This window comes from Aeromonas sp. 603607 (assembly GCF_049171595.1).
In the GTDB taxonomy this organism is placed as follows: Bacteria; Pseudomonadota; Gammaproteobacteria; order Enterobacterales; family Aeromonadaceae; genus Aeromonas; species Aeromonas veronii.
This window is the reverse complement of record NZ_JAAKOV010000023.1, coordinates 51,030-67,013: the sequence shown is the minus strand read 5'-3', so window position 1 is coordinate 67,013 and position 15,984 is coordinate 51,030. Positions and strand designations below refer to the sequence as shown.

Here is a 15,984-nt window from a genome sequence, read left to right as displayed (position 1 = left end):
GGGTATCCATGATGGTAGACCTCAAGGTGATGGCCTACTTCAAGATTAGCCTTTCAACACGTAATTGGGACAGAGCCTTTGCTTTGGGCGTACTGCTCCATGGCGCCCAGCAGGCGGCCGCCCCAGCCATCGCGGCGGATGCTTTCGTCGATCCAGAGCCAGTCAACATGCAGCCAGCCCCACTTGATGTCGGCGATGATGCCGCCGTGTACCTTGCCCTCTTTATCCTTGATAAAGCTTGCGATCCGCTCGCGCAGATGGGTGCCGGCGTGATCCTTGTTGAAGCCCGAGAGGCCAATGCGCAGCGCTTCGATCTCATCGTCCTGAGGCGGTTGGGGTGGGGTGAGTTGCATAGTGCTTCCTGCTTGAGTGTGATGATCTCTGTCGGGTTGCGACGTGTTGTGCGCCGGGCTTACCGCTGCGTTACTGTTGATGTTTTACCGACACTACCCTAACGGAATCGGGTGGAGCCGTGCCAGCTTTTTCGTGGGCCCAGGTTCGCCAGTCTCTGTCGCCCTGTGGTGGTGGGCGTATCGACCCCGCCGGGGTTTGTCCCTAGCATAAGGAGGATGCGGGGCAGGGGCTCCGCCATGCGGGCATGTGTTGATGCCCGTTTACGGATTTCTGGCGGAGAGAAAAGATGAAGCTGCGTTCCTTGTTGATGGTGGGGGCCCTGCTGCTGGGCGGTTGTGCGGTCAATCCCTACGGTGGTACTCAGGCTCCTGTCAGTGAACCCGATCAGCCAGTGAGCCAGCCGGACAAGCCGGTGACCAAACCGGATAGCGGGGACGTTCAGCCCAAGCCGGTGGCGCCGACCGGACTGGCGCAGGCCATGGCCGATCTCTTTGTGCAGGCCCCCGAGGTGCGGGAGCTGGCGCAAACCGGTCAGCCGGTGCTGCTGCTCACCCCGCCCCAGAACGGCACCGGCGAGCCGGTGGACACCCGCGCCATGGCGGCGGCCATGAGCAAGCGCATCCAGAGCAAGAGCGGTTTTCACTTTGTCGACCAAGGGCAGGTGGCAGCCATCACCGGCCAGCTGGAGTATCAGCAGGGCAGGATGAACCCGGCCTCCCTTGTGCGGCTTGGCCGTCAGACCGGCGCCGGCTACATGCTCTACGGGGATCTGGTGACAGAGGGGAGCCGTTATCGGTTGTCGATGACCCTGATGGAGCTGCGCAGCGGCGAGCTGATCTGGAGCGGTAGTCGCTCCGCCAGCCACTGAGCGGTCTGCGACCAATCAAAAAGAGGGTTGAGTGCCTGTACGCTCAACCCTCTTCTCATTTCTGGCCCTATGCCTGATGGGGCTTGTCTCTAGCGGATTGCCGCTTCCAGCGCGGCTATCTCGCCGCCGCTGATGAGCGGCAGGTTGCGGCTGATCTGCTCCACCGGCCAGTCCCACCAGGCGATGGCGTTGAGACGGGCGATGGTGTCGTCGTCGAAGCGGTAGCGGATCACTTTGGCCGGGTTGCCGCCGACCACGGCGTAGGCGGGCACGTCACCGGTGACCACGGAGCGGGCGGCGATAATGGCGCCGTTGCCGACCTTTACCCCCGGCATGATCAGAGCCTCATAGCCAATCCAGACATCGTTGCCGATCACGGTATCGCCCTTGTAGGGGAGGCTGCCCGGGGCGGGGGCGGCGCTCTCCCAACCGTTGCCGAAGATAAAGAAGGGGTAGGTGGAGAAGCCGGAGGTCTGGTGGTTGGCGCCGTTCATGATGAACTTCACCCCGCGGGCGATGGCGCAGAACTTGCCGATGATGAGCTTGTCGCCGATGAAGGGGAAGTGGTAGAGGACGTTGCGCTCGAAGCCCGCCGAATCCTCCGGGTCGTCGTAATAGGTGTAGTCACCCACCTCGATATTGGGCCCCTTGATGGTGTTCTTGATAAAACACACCTGGGGGAAGCCATTCATGGGGTGGGGATTGGCGGGGTCGGGTCCGTGCATCCGGGCTCCTAGGGTTGGCCGGGCTAGAGCGCCGGGAAGTAGCAGGCGCTCATGTCGATAGGGTGATCGGGGCAGCCTGGCAGATAGAATTGCCAGCCCGCATCGGAGAAGGCGCGCAGTTCAGTTTCGACAAACTTGATGGCGAGGCTCAGGGCCTGCAGGCTGTCGATGCCGTAGATAAAGGTTTTGTCGCTCAGCCCCGCCAGCTTCACCTTGCAGCGCCAGTCACCGCTGGCGGACTTGGGATCCGGCTCGGGGGCCTTGATGGCGATCTTGAGGGTGAGCTGTTCCCCTTCGGTACTGATAGCGTCGAAGCGGGCGGTAACGATGGCGTTTTTCATCTAGCGATTCCTTTTCCGTGGTACAGCCCCTGCGGTTGCGGGGGGGCTGGCGTTCCTGATGGCTGATGAGGTGAAAACTGGACTCGTGACGGCCAGCGTAAATGAACTTGTGAGTTGAAACAATGAGATATCATTGAGCGAGGGAGGGGCCATCCGCCACTGCGAACGGTCGCAAGTCAGAGCGGCGGTGGGCGCAGGCAATCCTTGCTGGCCGAGACGTCTGCATGCTGCTAGATGTAAAGGGTTGTTGGCTATGACGGCAGATTTTTCTCCGTTGCCGATGAGGGCGAGTGAGTCCTTTTAAGGCAGAATATCTCCCCCTGTTTGACCCTAACGTACAGGAGTCTCCGTGGCGCTTTCGGTAACCCAGCTTTATGAAGTGATGGCCCAACTGCCAGATCCCATCTTCATCCTCAGTGAAGATGGTTATTACGTGGAATATATCGGCGGCATGGAGCAGCAATCCTATCACGATGGCAATCCGCTGGCGGGCAAGCAACTGGCCGATGTGCTGCCACCCGAGATGGCCATGTGGGTCAAGGCACAGGTTGCCGAGTCACTGGCGAGCGGTCAGGTGCGGGTGGTGGAGTATGAGCTATCAGCAGCCGAGGTGGGGGGGATCAATGCCGCCGTCGGGCCGCAGGGGGTACAACGCTTCGAGGGCAAGATTGCCCCGCTGCCCTCCCTCTATGACGGCAAGCGGGCGGTGGCCTGGGTGACTCGCAATATTACCCGCCAGTACGAGTTGCAGCAGCGACTGCAGCGCCAGAGCGAGACCGATCAGCTGACCGGTCTCTACAACCGCCGCTTCTTCTTCGAGCACTGCCAGCCGCTGCGGACAGGGGAGGCGCCCTGTGGCCTTATCATGCTCGACATCGATCACTTCAAGCAGATCAACGATCACTACGGCCATCAGCAGGGAGATCGGGCCTTGCAGCGATTCAGTGGCTGCATCGATGCCCTGTTGCGGACGGACGATCTCTTTGTGCGCAGCGGCGGCGAGGAGTTTCTTATCCTGTTGCCACGGATCGATGAGGCCGGTTTGCTGCAGATGGCGGAGCAGATCCGTGCCGCTGTCGAAGCATTGCCTGCCGATCCGGTCGCCATCACGGTCAGTCTGGGCACAACCCTGGTGCAGCCGGAGGAGGAGATCAATCAGGCGCTGGCCCGGGCCGACGAGTGGCTCTATCAGGCCAAGCGGGCAGGGCGCAACCGGGTGGCACACTGCCCGGCACGCTGAGCTGATTGGTCCTGTTATTGGCAGACATCACCTTTCCTTTTGCCATAAATAAATTGGCTGACATCACTGTCAATTAGTAGAAAAGTTGGCCGTATTATTTCACTGATATTCCACAGCTTAAGGTGTTAATATTATCGGCCTGATCGCTGGTCTTATTTTTGTTGTTGGGCAACAGGATGAGGTTTTATCGGTATGTTATCAAAAGGGTTTGGATCTGGTTCTGGATGACGAATGTGACACATTTCATTGTCTTTTGAAACAATCCGATTCAAACGGTCATGAATTATTAACCTTGACCAGGTTGGCGATTTCAACGATGGTAGCGTGGCAGCTCCGTTTCCCTCCGGTGGCCCTGTTGGCTACTGGCGGCGTTGTTCTTTCACGAACAGGGCGATCTGCCATGACATATCGCCAGCCTGTTATTCGGGCCAATAAAAATAATGATGACAGACTAATAAGGTATATATTGCAATGAGTGTTTCTATTGCTGAAAAGAGTCACCCTGTTTCAAAATTGAAATGGGAGAAAAGCGATTCGGTATGGACCATGGGCTTATATGCCACTGCTGTTGGTGCCGGTACGTTATTTCTCCCTATTACTGTCGGCAGTAATTCCCCGGTTATTTTGCTGTTTATATTATTGCTGGCTTTTCCGCTTTCTTATTATTCCCACCGGGCATTGAGCCGCTTTGTGCTCTCCAGTTCCCATAAGGAGGGGGATATCACCCATGTGGTGGAGGAGCACTTCGGTGCCAGGGCGGGCAAGCTGCTGATGCTGGTCTATCTGATGGCCTTCTACCCCATCATTCTGGTTTACAGCATCTCCATCACCAATGCGATCCAGAGCTTCGTGGTACATCAGCTGGGGGATGCCGCGCTTCCCCGCGGCTTGCTGGTGCTGGGGGTGATGCTGGGTCTGCATCTGATCCTGCTGGCCGGCAAACAGATCGTGGTGTCGGCCATCAGCGTGCTGGCTCTGCCGATGGTCGCCTTTCTGATTGGCCTCTCCATCTATCTGCTGCCCCAGTGGAGCCTCTCCTATTTCACAGAGAGTCAGGCAGTGGAGTGGCGTGACCCGGCGTTCTGGAAATCCCTCTGGCTGATCGTGCCGGTGATGGTGTTCTCTTTCAGCCATGCGCCCATTATCTCCTCCTTCAGTGCGGCGCAGAAAAAGCGCTGTCAGGAGAGTGCCGACCTGCGTGCCAAGCGGATCATCAAGTACAGCAGCATGTTGATTTGCGGCAGCGTGCTCTTCTTCGTGGTGAGCTGCGTGATGAGCCTGAGTCAGGCCGAGATGGCGCTGGCCCGCACCGACAATATCTCGGTGCTGTCGGCGCTGGCGAACAAGTTTTCCAATCCGCTGATCGCCTATGTAGGGCCGCTTATCGCCATTCTGGCCATGTCCAAATCCTTCCTCGGCACCTCCATGGGGGTTAGCGAGGGGACTGTGAGCATGGTGAGCGGTGCCTGTCAGGGGCTGGGGCTCTCCCTCAAGGAGTCGACCATCGCCCGGGTGTCGTCGGTGATCCTGTTTATGGTGACCGCCCTCATCACCTATCTGAACCCCAATGTGCTCGACATCATCGAGCGCGTCAGTGGCCCGCTGATCGCGGTGATCCTGTTTCTGCTGCCAGCCTGCTCCATCTATCGCTTGCCCGCACTCAAGCGTTATCGCGGGCCGAGTACCCTTTTTGTGTTGGTGATGGGGCTGCTTGCCATCTCGGCCCTTATCTACGATCTGCTTTGACCGGGCAGTATCCCGCACAAATCCAAAAGGGCGACCATCTGGTCGCCCTTTTTCTGTGCATCGGGGTTAGCCGAGCAGGCCGGTGGCGCTCTGGCCCGCCATCAGCAAGCCGAGGGCCAGCACGCTGAACCAGACCAGGGTTGCGCTTACCAGCAGATAGCCGCTGGCAACGAACAGACCGTCCCGCTGCAACATGCCGGTGGCCAGCAGCAGGATGGCCCAGGCAGGCATGGCGTTGGTGAAGGGGATGGCGCCCAGGGGTAGCATCAGCAGCAGGGCGGCCAGCATGATCAGCAGACCGTTGCAGCGGTTGACCGTGCTGCTGCCGGTCAGCACCAGCAGACGCGGGCGGATAACGCGATCGACACGGGCCAGCAGATCTGCCCCCTTGTGCAGGGTCGGCTTGAGCTGGTCGGCAGCGAAGCGGCGCTCCATCAGGATGGCGGGTAGCCAGGGCACCCGGTTGAGGGTGATGCCTATACCGATAAAAAGGATCAGCAGGCCAAACGGGGTGCTGACACCGGGGATGGAGACCGGCAACAGAAAGGGGACGGTGAGCAGCACGCAAAACAGCAGCATGCCCTGTTCGCCCACCAGCTCCAGCATCTGGCGCAGGCTGATGTGGCTTTCGTCGATGGCGTGCGCGGTGGCCCGCAGGGTATCCGCGAGGGTGGTTTGGGGGTCGTGAAGTTGCGCGGCAACCATTCCCTGATGTCCTTCTGAGTGGTGATGACTGGTCCCTATGACCCGCTTTGGCGCCAGCATACGTGGCAGAGGTTAACCGTCGATGAATGGTGGCGGGGAGTACGGCAAGGCCACAATGGTACTGCTTTGCCGCGCCATCGATGAGTGTGATCCCCCCCATGAAAGTGATCCGGTACAGCCGCCGTTTAGGATGGGCCTAGGACGCCTCTGGTATGCTTTCTGCACAATCACACAGGGAGCAGGGGATGATGATGAAGAGAGCCGGGATAGTGATGATGGGGCTGTTGCTGCCACTGGGTCAGGCCTGGAGTAGTGAGGCAGCAACCACATCCGGTTGGCAGGTGACGCCGTTTTTCGGCTACAGCTCAGCCATCGACTTCGAGAAGAGTGACGAGGTGGTGCAGCCGGTCTCGCGCTCGGCCTCGCTCGATTCACTGCAGGGGCAGGGCTCTGGCAGTTGGGGTCTCTTTATCAGCAAGGAGGTGGATGATCCGGGCATGATCGAGCTGCTCTACAGCCATCAGTCCACCACCCTCTCTCCCGACCAGCCGGATCGCCTGACGGTGGACATCCTGCACTTTGCCGGTGCTCTGACCCTCTCTGACAACCTGATGGCGCCCTATATCGGCGCCGGGATCGGGGTGACCCGCTTTGCCGCTTACGACAGCGAGGTGACCCCTTCCATGTCGCTGGCGCTCGGGGTGCAACCGCGCCTCGCCGAGCATCTGGCGCTGCGGGCCGAGGTGCGCGGTTATGGCTCGCTGGTTAACGACAACAACCAGTTTCTCTGCAACCCGGAGCAGTGCGTGTTCAAGGTACGCGGGGAGCTGGTGACCCAGTGGCAGGCCAATCTCGGTCTTACCTTCCGCTTTTAGGCGGGGGGATTTCCCCCCATAAAACAGGGGCCCCTGGGCCCCTGTTTCAGCAGCAATGTTCCGCAGTGACCGGCAATCAACCGGCAGCTCTTCACGCCTCTTTATTAGTCGGCGTCGCCCATACCGCGCAGTTTCTACCCGCCTCCTTGGCGCCATAAAGCGCCTGATCCACCCGTTTGAACAGCGAGACGGCCGGCTCCCCGGGCTCGCGGATCCCCATCCCCAGACTGACCGTCATGGTATGGGTCGGGTCGGGGGCTATGGTGCGGGTCGCAGTGAGCAGGGTGTTGGTCAGTTGCTGCAAATCGGCTTCGTGAGCGACGGGCAGCAGCAGGGCAAACTCTTCACCACCGACACGGGCCGCCAGCGCACCCGGTGGGCAGTGCTGTTGCAACAGCTCGCCAAACTGCTGCAGCACCCGATCCCCGATATCGTGGCCGTAGTTGTCATTGATCCGCTTGAAGTGATCCAGGTCCAGCAGGATGAGGGCATGGCAAACCCCTTGCTCCAGAAACAGCTGCTGATGAAAGTAGCGCCGGTTTGGCAGCTTGGTCAGATCGTCAAACAGCGCCTGCTCTCTGAGCCGGGTATTGATATGAAAGAGGTGGTGCATGGTGCTCAGGATGCCGATGCTGCTGAGCAGGATGCCGCTGGAGCGCAGCAGATCCTCGGCATAGATGGCGAGCCAGAGCGGCTGCGCCACCAGCTCATCCATGATGTCGGCGGTGGCCCCCATGATCCACAGCATCAGACCGCAGGAGAGCATGCGGTAGGTGTGGGTGGGCAGGTGGGCGCACTGCACCACCCAGAACAGGAACAGCATGGTGAGCCAGTTGATCACCTCGAAGCCAAAGCTGACGGCGTAAAAGCGCTCGTAGGGGAAGTGGGGCAGCAGCAACAGATGAAGGGTCATGATGGCCAGCATCAATCCTCCCAGCAACAAGATGTGGGAACGATGCTCCCGATCGAGCTGATGGTAGTGGGAGAGGCTGATATCGAGACGATCAAACTGCATGGTGTTCCTCGGATTGTGCCCGCCATCACGTTGCAAACAAGGCACTGCGTAATGGTATGCCGTAGTCGGATAACAGAAACGGCTGGTCTGCCAGTGTAAACGAGTTGGCCCGCAGCGCGCGATATCGAGGGCTTCAGCTTGTGGGCTGGTTCAGGATTTGCGCATTTGTGGTGCGCCGGCCATGCCCTGCCCTGTGACAGGGCGGTTCAGTACCGGTTAGCGCAGAGCGTGCGCCATTTTGGTGCGTTAGCGATGGCTGAGATAGTTAATTTAATGATTTTTAAGGATTTAAAATTATGGCCCACTTTATGCTTTTTACATGTCAGACGGTCTCTTGCGCTCATCGGCGGCAGACGCAGTGATGAGGAAGTGGCAAGAGGCATCCCCGTGCCGGGCGCGGGTGTGATTCTGGCGGGTTGCAGCAACACCTTGCGGTTCGCCACAGATTCAATCAGGGAAACGGAGCCGGTCTTGTACCGGTACGACAGGGAAGGAGAGTGCTCTATGGTCAAAAAATGGATGATGGCGGGTCTGACGATGTTGCCTGCCTTGCTGGTTACCCCAAGTTGGGCCGAAGAGGTCGCTCAGGTACAGGCGGCGGTGGCTCCGGTTGCCGCCATGACAATCAACAAGGGTGACAACACCTGGATGCTGCTCTCGGCGGCGCTGGTGATCCTGATGTCGATCCCCGGTCTGGCCCTCTTCTACGGTGGTCTGGTGCGGGCCAAGAATATGCTGAGCGTGCTGATGCAGGTCTTTACCCTGTTCTGCCTTATCTGCGTGCTCTGGGTAATTTACGGTTATTCACTGGCCTTTACCGAGGGGGGCAATTTCTACGGCTCCTTCAGCAAGGTGCTGCTCAAGGGGGTGACCCCTGACTCCATCGCCGCCACCTTCAGCAAGGGTGTCGGGATCAGCGAGCTGATCTATGTGGTGTTCCAGGGGGCCTTTGCCGCCATCACCTGCGGCCTTATCGTGGGAGCGTTTGCCGAGCGCATCAAGTTTGCCGCCGTGCTGCTCTTCTCGGTGATCTGGTTCACCTTCGCCTATATCCCGCTGGCTCATATGGTGTGGTATTGGGCGGGTCCGGATGCCTATACCAGCGCCGAAGCCGCAGCAACCGCGACCGCAACTGCCGGGTATCTGTTCCAGCATGGTGCGCTGGACTTTGCTGGCGGCACCGTGGTGCACATCAACGCCGCCGTGGCGGGTCTGGTGGGGGCCTATCTGGTGGGCAAGCGTCTGGGCTACGGTCGTGATCCCATGACCCCCCACAGCCTGACCATGACCATGATCGGCGCCTCCCTGCTCTGGTTCGGCTGGTTCGGTTTCAACGCGGGCTCCGCGCTGGAAGCCAACGGGGTGGCTGCGCTCGCCTTTATCAACACCTGGGTGGCACCGGCTGCGGCAGCTCTGTCATGGACGTTGGCCGAGTGGGTGATGAAGGGGCGTCCCTCCCTGCTGGGTGCGGCGTCCGGAGCGGTGTCCGGTCTGGTGATGATCACCCCGGCGGCCGGGTTTGTCGGTGTCGGTGGCGCGCTGGTGATGGGTCTTGTCAGTGGTGTGGCCGGTCTGTGGGGCGTCCACGGTCTCAAGCGTCTGCTGGGGGCCGATGACAGCCTGGATGTCTTCGGTCTGCACGGGGTGTGCGGCATTCTCGGCGCCCTGCTGACCGGCGTCTTTGCCAGCCCGGATCTGGGCGGCACCGGGGTGTGGGACTATGTCACCAATCAGGTTGCCGAGGGCTACTCCATCCTGACTCAGGTGAAGATCCAGGCCATCGGGGTCGGTGTCACCCTGCTCTGGTCCGGTGCCGTGGCGGCGATTGCCTTCAAGGCGGTCGACATGCTGATCGGGCTGAGGGTCAATGGCGATGCCGAGCGGGAAGGGCTGGATGTCACCTCCCACGGCGAGAAGGCTTACAGCATGTAATCCCGAACGTCAGACAACAAAAAACCGCCGGAACCGGCGGTTTTTTTATGGCTCGAGGGTGGCGAAACCTTGGTTCACACGCTTAATTCACGACGGCCACGTTGATGCTGCCATTGCCCTGGGTCATGCGTACCCGCGCGCCCGGCACGAAGGTGGGGCTGGCTTTTTGTACCACCACGATGGCTTCGCCGTTCTCTTTCTTGATCTCCAGCTCGACCCCGTCGACCTGGTTGAGTTTGTCGCCAGCGGCCTTGCCGGCTGCCGCGCCTGCAATGGCACCACCTGCTGTGGCGATATCACGGCCGGTGCCGCCGCCTATGGTGCTGCCTAGCAGGCCGCCGACCACGGCGCCGCCAATAGTGCCGAGCAGGGAGTTTTCATCAGCCTGGATCTTCACCGGGCGGGTGGAGATGATGGTGCCATAGCTTACGGTTTGTACCTGTTTGGCACGGTCTTTGGTGTAGACATCGCCAGAGTAGACATCGCTGTTGGCGCAACCGGTGACGGTAGTGGCGGCCAGCAGGGCAATAAGGGTCATACGTTTCAACATGATGGGCCTCCAAGGCTGAATAGAATTCAAACAATCAGTTTGATGAATTGAACTTTACTCCAAGCAAGCGGGACATGAAATCGGCAAAATGTAACCAATTATGCGTTCTGTAACCGGTTTTATCCTTGAATCGCAGCTGTACCGGAGAGGGTTTTAACCAGCACAAGCCGATCCTCGCCGGGGCCGAAGTAGTCGGCGACCTCTTCAACCAGTTGATAGCCAAGACGGTAGTAGAGGCGCTGGGCCGGATTGGCCGGATCGACCGTGAGCCGCAGTTCGCTGATCTGCAGCGCCTGCTGGTTGGCCTCCATCTGGCGCATCATCCGCTCCGCGAGGCCGAAACCGCGCGCCTCGGGCAGCACCGCCAGCGAGAGCACCCAGCCTTGCGACCGCTCCTGACCAAAGCCACCCAGCACATAACCCACCAGTTGCCCCTCGTATTCGGCCACCAGCAACAACTCGGGCCATAAATCCATCGCCTGACGGAAGAAGAAGGCGGGATAGACATCTTCACCAAAGACTTTGGCATCGATCTGCCAGATGGCGTGCATGTCATTGTGGGTGGCGGTGCGTAGCAGGGGCGGGTTGTGGTGCATCAGGACTCCATCGGCAGCAAACGGATCGGCAACGCCGCTGACCTTGGGGCCAACGGCAGAAAAGGAGTCATAGGGTAGTGGTCATCCCCTGCCGGATGCAAGGGATTGGCGGTTATGGCGGCAGCGGTCTGCTGTGGGGCAGTTTGGGAGCCTTGCGCAAGCCGTCGAGCAGATGGCGGAGGGTGAGCCAGGGGTGGCGCAGCAACATGCGCGGGCCGCTCCACTTCATCACCTGCTGGATCTGTTTGCGCATCGCCGGTGCGTAGCAGTGGATATTGCAGTTGGCGCAGGTGGGTTTGTGGCCGTGGCCATAACGGCAGCGACGAAGGCGCTGATGGGCGAAATCCCGCAACTGGCGACAGTGGCGGCAATGGGGATCCTGATGATGGTGCTGGCAGTAGAGGCGGATCATGGCGCTGACCGTCTGCTGCTCGCGCATGAGTCTGGGATGGTCACTCGCCTTTTTGCTGGCTGCGGCGTGTGAGCCCCGGGCTGGGTGGGCATGATGACTTTTCATGGCCGCCATTCTCCTGACCCGCTCGCATGGGGTGTTGATACAGGTCAAAAGGGGGGATAAAAAACAGGGCCCGCAGGCCCTGTGTCATCAGATGAGGCTGGTTGCCTGCTCCAGCCAGGCGAGATCCTCGCCCTCGAGCAGCGGGCTCAGGCGGCGGAACACCTCGACGTGGTATTCGTTGATCCAGCGGAATTCGGCCGGGCTCAGCAGGCTGCGGTCGATCAGGCGGGTATCGAACGGCACGTAGGTCAGACGCTCGAAGCCCAGCATCGGCAGCTCGCCAACCTGTTCCAGCTCGGTCACGACTACCAGGTTCTCGCAACGGATGCCGAAGCCATCTTCACGGTAGTAGCCCGGCTCGTTGGAGAGCACCATGCCCGGTTGCAGGGCGACCATGCTCCCTTTCGGCGCGATGCGCTGGGGCCCTTCGTGGACACTCAGGAAGTGGCCGACGCCGTGGCCGGTGCCGTGGTCGTAGTTGTAACCGGCTTGCCACAGCGGCATGCGGGCCAGCACGTCGAGCTGGATACCGGCGGTGCCGCGGGGGAAGCGGGCCTGATCCAGCGCGATATGGCCCTGCAATACGCGGGTAAACATCGCTTTCTGCTCGTCGCTCACCTCACCCACCTTGATGGTGCGGGTGATGTCGGTGGTGCCATCCATGTATTGGCCACCGGAGTCCAGCAGATAGAGGCTGTCCTGACCAAACGCACGGGGAGTGCCGTTGGTGTGGTGGTAGTGGCACATGGCGGCGTTGGGGCCGAGTGCCGAGATGGTGTCGAAGCTCGGCTCGACGTAGTGCTCCTGCTCGCGGCGGAACGCTTCCACCTGATCGGCCAGGGTGCCTTCATCCACTCCCTCGAACTCGCCGGAGGCAACCAGCCGATCCAGCCAGGCGAGGAAGCGGGTCATGGCCACGCCATCGCGCAGGTGAGCGGCACGCATGCCGGTCAGCTCGATCTCGTTCTTGCACGCTTTCGGCAGCATGGTGGGGTCTTGCCCTGCCACCAGAATGGCGCCCGCCTCTTCCATGACGAGCTGGGTCCAGGCGTTGGCGCTGTCCGGATCGGCCAGCACCTTCTGCTGATCTTCACCGATGCGCTGCAACACGTCGCCCAGCTTGTCGATGGGGTAGACGGAGACATCCTGCCCCACGTGTTGGGTGAAGGCGAAGCAGTCAATTTTGTCGGTATCGACGAAGAAATCCATGCTGGTGTTGGCGTAGAGCACCGCAAAGCCCAGCACCACCGGCAGCCGGTCGATGTCGCGGCCGCGCAGGTTGAGCAGCCAGTTGATGGGCTCGGCCTGGGTCAGCAGCACGGCATCCAGCCCGCGCTTGCGCAGGTCGGCCGCCAGCTGTTCACGTTTGGACTGGCTGGACTGGCCCGCCAGCTCCTCGCTGTAGAGGATGACCGGGCTCTTGGTCGGCTCCGGGCGATCGCTCCAGTTCAGGTCGATGGGGTTCTGCTCGACGCGGATCAGCTCGATACCGCGGTCGGCCAGCATGGCCTTGGCATTCTTGTACCAGGTCAGGCTGTGCAGACGGGCATCGAAGCCAACTCGGGAGCCTGACGGCAGCTGCTCGGCCAGCCACTGCACATGGGGATTTTCAATGAGGTGGAGGAATTCGAACAGTTCGGCGGGGGTTTGCATCCGCGCCTGCACCGTATAGCGACCATCGACAAAGAGGGCTGCCCGCTGGGCCATGATGATGGCGACGCCGGCAGAGCCGTTGAAACCGGTGATCCAGTCAAGCCGCTCGGCGTAGGCGGGGATGTACTCGCCGAGGTGCTCATCATCGTGGGGGACGATAAAGGCGTCCAACTCCTGCATGGCCAGCTCGGCCCTGACTTGGGCGACGCGGGTTTCAATTATCTCGAAATTATTCATGTCGTTAGTGCCAGATGGTTGCTATATGAGTGTTCAGTTTTTATGGCCGCTGGCCAGGATCCGCTTGATCGACTGACCCGCCGCTTCGATATGCTGCCTGAGCAGCACCACCGCCTCGTGCTTGCGCCGGGCGCGGCACAGTTCCAGCAATTGGGCGTGTTCACGCTCCGCCTTGTCCACGCCGTCGCTGGCAAACAGCAGCTCGAAGCGGACATAGCGGTCACAGCTCAGATTGATCTGGGCGATCAGTTCAAGTGCCTGGGGGCGACCGGCTGCCTGATAGAGGGTGGCGTGAAAGCTGTGGTTCAACTCGGCCCAATGTTCGATCTGGGTGCCTGACTCCAGGGCGTGATCAAACTGGGCGAGGATCGCCTCCGCTTGCGCGAAGGTGGCTTCCGTCATCTTGTCGACGGCGTGAAACAGGGTATCGGCTTCCAGCAGCGCTCGCAAATAAAAGAGCTCTTCAATGGCCGAGGCGTCCAGCATGGTGACCACGGCGCCGCGATGGGCTTCGAACTTCACCAGCCCCTGCGCTTCCAGCTGCATCAGGGCTTCGCGCACCGGAATGCGGCTCACTGCCAGCTCTTTGGCAATGGCATCCTGACGCAAGGGGGCGCCAGCGGGGAACTCCCCACGGAGGATCCGGCCACGGAGGTTTTCCATCACCATCTGGGTTCGGGTCTTGTAGGGTGGGGTCATGGCCGGGTCACGATTGGGCGTTACAGAATTGTATATTGTATAAAGTTTGGCTGAATCTAACCTGTCACAACAGGCAAAGGCAAGGTTTTGGCCCCTTTAACGGGGGCGATGGCGGCGTTCGGGGCTCCACAAAAACAAAAATGCCGGTCAGCGTGGCTGACCGGCATGATGTCACTGATACGAAGCGAGCCTGTTACAGCTGCGGGCCTGCCGCAACCAGACGTTTGCCTTCATCGTTATCGGTGAAGCGCTCGAAGTTCTTGATGAAGCGCCCTGCCAGATCGACGGCCTTGGCATCCCACTCGGCCTTGTCGGCGTAAGTGTCGCGCGGGTCGAGGATCGCCGGGTTCACATCGTGCAGCGCGGTCGGGATCTCCAGATTGAAGATCGGCAGCACCTTGGTCTCGGCCTTCTCGATGGAGCCATCCAGGATGGCATCGATGATGGCGCGGGTATCCTTGATGGAGATGCGCTTGCCGGTGCCGTTCCAGCCGGTGTTGACCAGATAGGCCTCTGCACCTGCCGCTTCCATCCGTTTTACCAGCTCCTGACCGTACTTGGTCGGATGCAGGGAGAGGAAGGCTGCGCCGAAGCAGGAGGAGAAGGTCGGGGTCGGCTCTGTGATGCCGCGCTCGGTACCGGCCAGTTTGGCGGTGAAGCCAGACAGGAAGTGGTACTTGGTCTGCTCCTTGGTCAGCTTGGAGACCGGGGGCAGCACGCCGAAGGCGTCGGCAGTCAGGAAGATCACCTTGGTGGCGTGACCAGCCTTGGAGACCGGCTTGACGATGTTGTCGATGTGATAGATGGGGTAGGAAACGCGGGTGTTCTCGGTCTTGGAGCCATCATCGAAGTCGATGGTGCCATCGGCAGCAACGGTCACGTTCTCCAGCAGCGCATCGCGGCGGATGGCGTGGTAGATATCCGGCTCGGCCTCTTCGGAGAGCTTGATGGTCTTGGCGTAGCAGCCCCCTTCGAAGTTGAACACGCCGTGGTCATCCCAGCCGTGCTCGTCATCGCCGATCAGCTGGCGCTTCGGATCGGTGGATAGGGTGGTCTTGCCGGTGCCGGAGAGGCCGAAGAAGATGGCAACGTCGCCGTCCTGACCCACGTTGGCGGAACAGTGCATGGAGGCAATGCCGCGCAGGGGCAGGAAGTAGTTCATCATGGAGAACATGCCCTTCTTCATCTCGCCACCGTACCAGGTGCCACCGATGAGCTGCATTTTCTCGGTCATGTTGAAGGCAACAAAGTTCTCGGAGTTGAGACCCTGCTCCTTCCAGTTCGGGTTGGTGCACTTGGCACCGTTCATCACCACGAAGTCAGGCTTGAAGGTTTTCAGCTCTTCATCGCTCGGGCGGATGAACATGTTTTTCACGAAGTGTGCCTGCCAGGCTACCTCGGTGATGATGCGTACGGCCAGGCGGGTATCCGGGTTGGCACCGCAGAAACCGTCGACCACAAACAGGCGCTTGCCGGAGAGCTGTTTGGTGACCAGCCCTTTCAGATGTGACCACACTTCCGGGGTAATCGCTTTGTTATCGTTTTTACCCTGGTCAGACCACCACACAGTATCCTGGGTAGTGGCATCTTTGACGATATATTTATCTTTCGGGGAGCGACCGGTGAAGATACCGGTGTTTACGTTGACGGCGCCCAGCTCGGTCACCACACCGCGCTCGAACCCTTCCAGGTCAGGGCGTGTCTCTTCCGCGAAAAGCTGCTCGTAAGAGGGGTTGCGAACGATTTCTTGGCTGTTTTTGATGCCGTACTGGTCCAGTCCTAATTGTTGGGCCAGGGTGGGTTCTGCCACGATTGTCATTGTATTCTCCTGGGTTCAGAGGTTGGTAGGGTTCTATCTGACGGTCATCCTATCACTTAGGTGGTAGAGTTTAGCGATCGCCATCAAACTTTATAAAATAGGGTATTTTTTT

General features: G+C 60.0%; 15 protein-coding genes and 1 pseudogene. 5 read left to right on the top strand and 11 right to left on the bottom strand.

Annotated features, from left to right (window positions below; all coding sequences use genetic code 11):
- Window positions 1-74 precede the first annotated feature (74 nt).
- Window positions 75-353: pseudogene (locus tag G5315_RS18910) on the bottom strand (GNAT family N-acetyltransferase); the annotation flags it as partial.
- A 287-nt stretch (window positions 354-640) separates the two neighbouring features.
- Here G5315_RS18910 and G5315_RS18905 point away from each other — a divergent pair.
- Complete coding sequence (locus G5315_RS18905) at window positions 641-1,222, top strand: penicillin-binding protein activator LpoB (RefSeq protein WP_257725757.1); 582 nt, start codon at window positions 641-643, stop codon at window positions 1,220-1,222.
- Between the two features lie 89 nt (window positions 1,223-1,311).
- On the opposite strand, the gene G5315_RS18900 is transcribed toward G5315_RS18905, so the two are convergent.
- Entirely contained in the window at window positions 1,312-1,947 is a 636-nt protein-coding gene (locus G5315_RS18900) for a Vat family streptogramin A O-acetyltransferase (RefSeq protein ID WP_421257788.1), read from the bottom strand.
- A gap of 23 nt (window positions 1,948-1,970) precedes the next feature.
- Window positions 1,971-2,288 carry a DUF6968 family protein gene (locus G5315_RS18895; protein ID WP_058056329.1) on the bottom strand — a complete coding sequence of 106 codons (318 nt, stop codon included), beginning with the start codon at window positions 2,286-2,288 and terminating at the stop codon, window positions 1,971-1,973.
- Window positions 2,289-2,637: 349 nt separating this feature from the next.
- On the opposite strand from G5315_RS18895, the gene G5315_RS18890 reads away from it, so the two are divergent.
- Window positions 2,638-3,528 (top strand): diguanylate cyclase, encoded by an 891-nt coding sequence (locus tag G5315_RS18890; RefSeq protein WP_421333706.1) that lies wholly within the window; start codon window positions 2,638-2,640, stop codon window positions 3,526-3,528.
- A 690-nt stretch (window positions 3,529-4,218) separates the two neighbouring features.
- The gene (locus G5315_RS18885; RefSeq protein ID WP_227341499.1) at window positions 4,219-5,274 is read left to right on the top strand and encodes an amino acid permease; all 1,056 of its coding nucleotides are present in this window, start codon (window positions 4,219-4,221) and stop codon (window positions 5,272-5,274) included.
- Window positions 5,275-5,340: 66 nt separating this feature from the next.
- On the opposite strand, the gene G5315_RS18880 is transcribed toward G5315_RS18885, so the two are convergent.
- Window positions 5,341-5,979, bottom strand: coding sequence for an exopolysaccharide biosynthesis protein (locus G5315_RS18880; protein WP_227341498.1), 639 nt, complete (start codon window positions 5,977-5,979; stop codon window positions 5,341-5,343).
- 251 nt (window positions 5,980-6,230) lie between these two features.
- Between G5315_RS18880 and G5315_RS18875 the strand changes: the two genes are divergently transcribed.
- Window positions 6,231-6,854, top strand: a complete 624-nt coding sequence (locus G5315_RS18875) for an outer membrane beta-barrel protein (RefSeq protein ID WP_266134616.1) — start codon at window positions 6,231-6,233, stop codon at window positions 6,852-6,854.
- A 91-nt stretch (window positions 6,855-6,945) separates the two neighbouring features.
- Here G5315_RS18875 and G5315_RS18870 read toward each other — a convergent pair whose 3' ends face one another.
- Window positions 6,946-7,869, bottom strand: a complete 924-nt coding sequence (locus G5315_RS18870; RefSeq protein WP_216979592.1) for a GGDEF domain-containing protein — start codon at window positions 7,867-7,869, stop codon at window positions 6,946-6,948.
- 504 nt (window positions 7,870-8,373) lie between these two features.
- On the opposite strand from G5315_RS18870, the gene amt reads away from it, so the two are divergent.
- Complete coding sequence (amt, locus tag G5315_RS18865; protein ID WP_103252255.1) at window positions 8,374-9,801, top strand: ammonium transporter; 1,428 nt, start codon at window positions 8,374-8,376, stop codon at window positions 9,799-9,801.
- 82 nt (window positions 9,802-9,883) lie between these two features.
- Here amt and G5315_RS18860 read toward each other — a convergent pair whose 3' ends face one another.
- The 6 genes from G5315_RS18860 to pckA all read right to left on the bottom strand — a co-directional run bounded on the left by G5315_RS18860 (window position 9,884) and on the right by pckA (window position 15,872).
- Entirely contained in the window at window positions 9,884-10,351 is a 468-nt protein-coding gene (locus tag G5315_RS18860; RefSeq protein ID WP_201952827.1) for a glycine zipper 2TM domain-containing protein, read from the bottom strand.
- 119 nt (window positions 10,352-10,470) lie between these two features.
- A complete protein-coding gene (locus tag G5315_RS18855; protein ID WP_139405189.1) occupies window positions 10,471-10,947 on the bottom strand; it encodes a GNAT family N-acetyltransferase in 477 nt (158 codons plus the stop codon).
- Window positions 10,948-11,059: 112 nt separating this feature from the next.
- The gene (locus tag G5315_RS18850; protein ID WP_216952788.1) at window positions 11,060-11,464 is read right to left on the bottom strand and encodes a nitrous oxide-stimulated promoter family protein; all 405 of its coding nucleotides are present in this window, start codon (window positions 11,462-11,464) and stop codon (window positions 11,060-11,062) included.
- An 87-nt stretch (window positions 11,465-11,551) separates the two neighbouring features.
- Window positions 11,552-13,354, bottom strand: a complete 1,803-nt coding sequence (locus G5315_RS18845; RefSeq protein ID WP_421312870.1) for an aminopeptidase P family protein — start codon at window positions 13,352-13,354, stop codon at window positions 11,552-11,554.
- A gap of 33 nt (window positions 13,355-13,387) precedes the next feature.
- Entirely contained in the window at window positions 13,388-14,053 is a 666-nt protein-coding gene (locus tag G5315_RS18840) for a GntR family transcriptional regulator (protein WP_005340138.1), read from the bottom strand.
- A 193-nt stretch (window positions 14,054-14,246) separates the two neighbouring features.
- The gene (gene pckA, locus G5315_RS18835) at window positions 14,247-15,872 is read right to left on the bottom strand and encodes a phosphoenolpyruvate carboxykinase (ATP) (protein ID WP_005340139.1); all 1,626 of its coding nucleotides are present in this window, start codon (window positions 15,870-15,872) and stop codon (window positions 14,247-14,249) included.
- Window positions 15,873-15,984 lie beyond the last annotated feature (112 nt).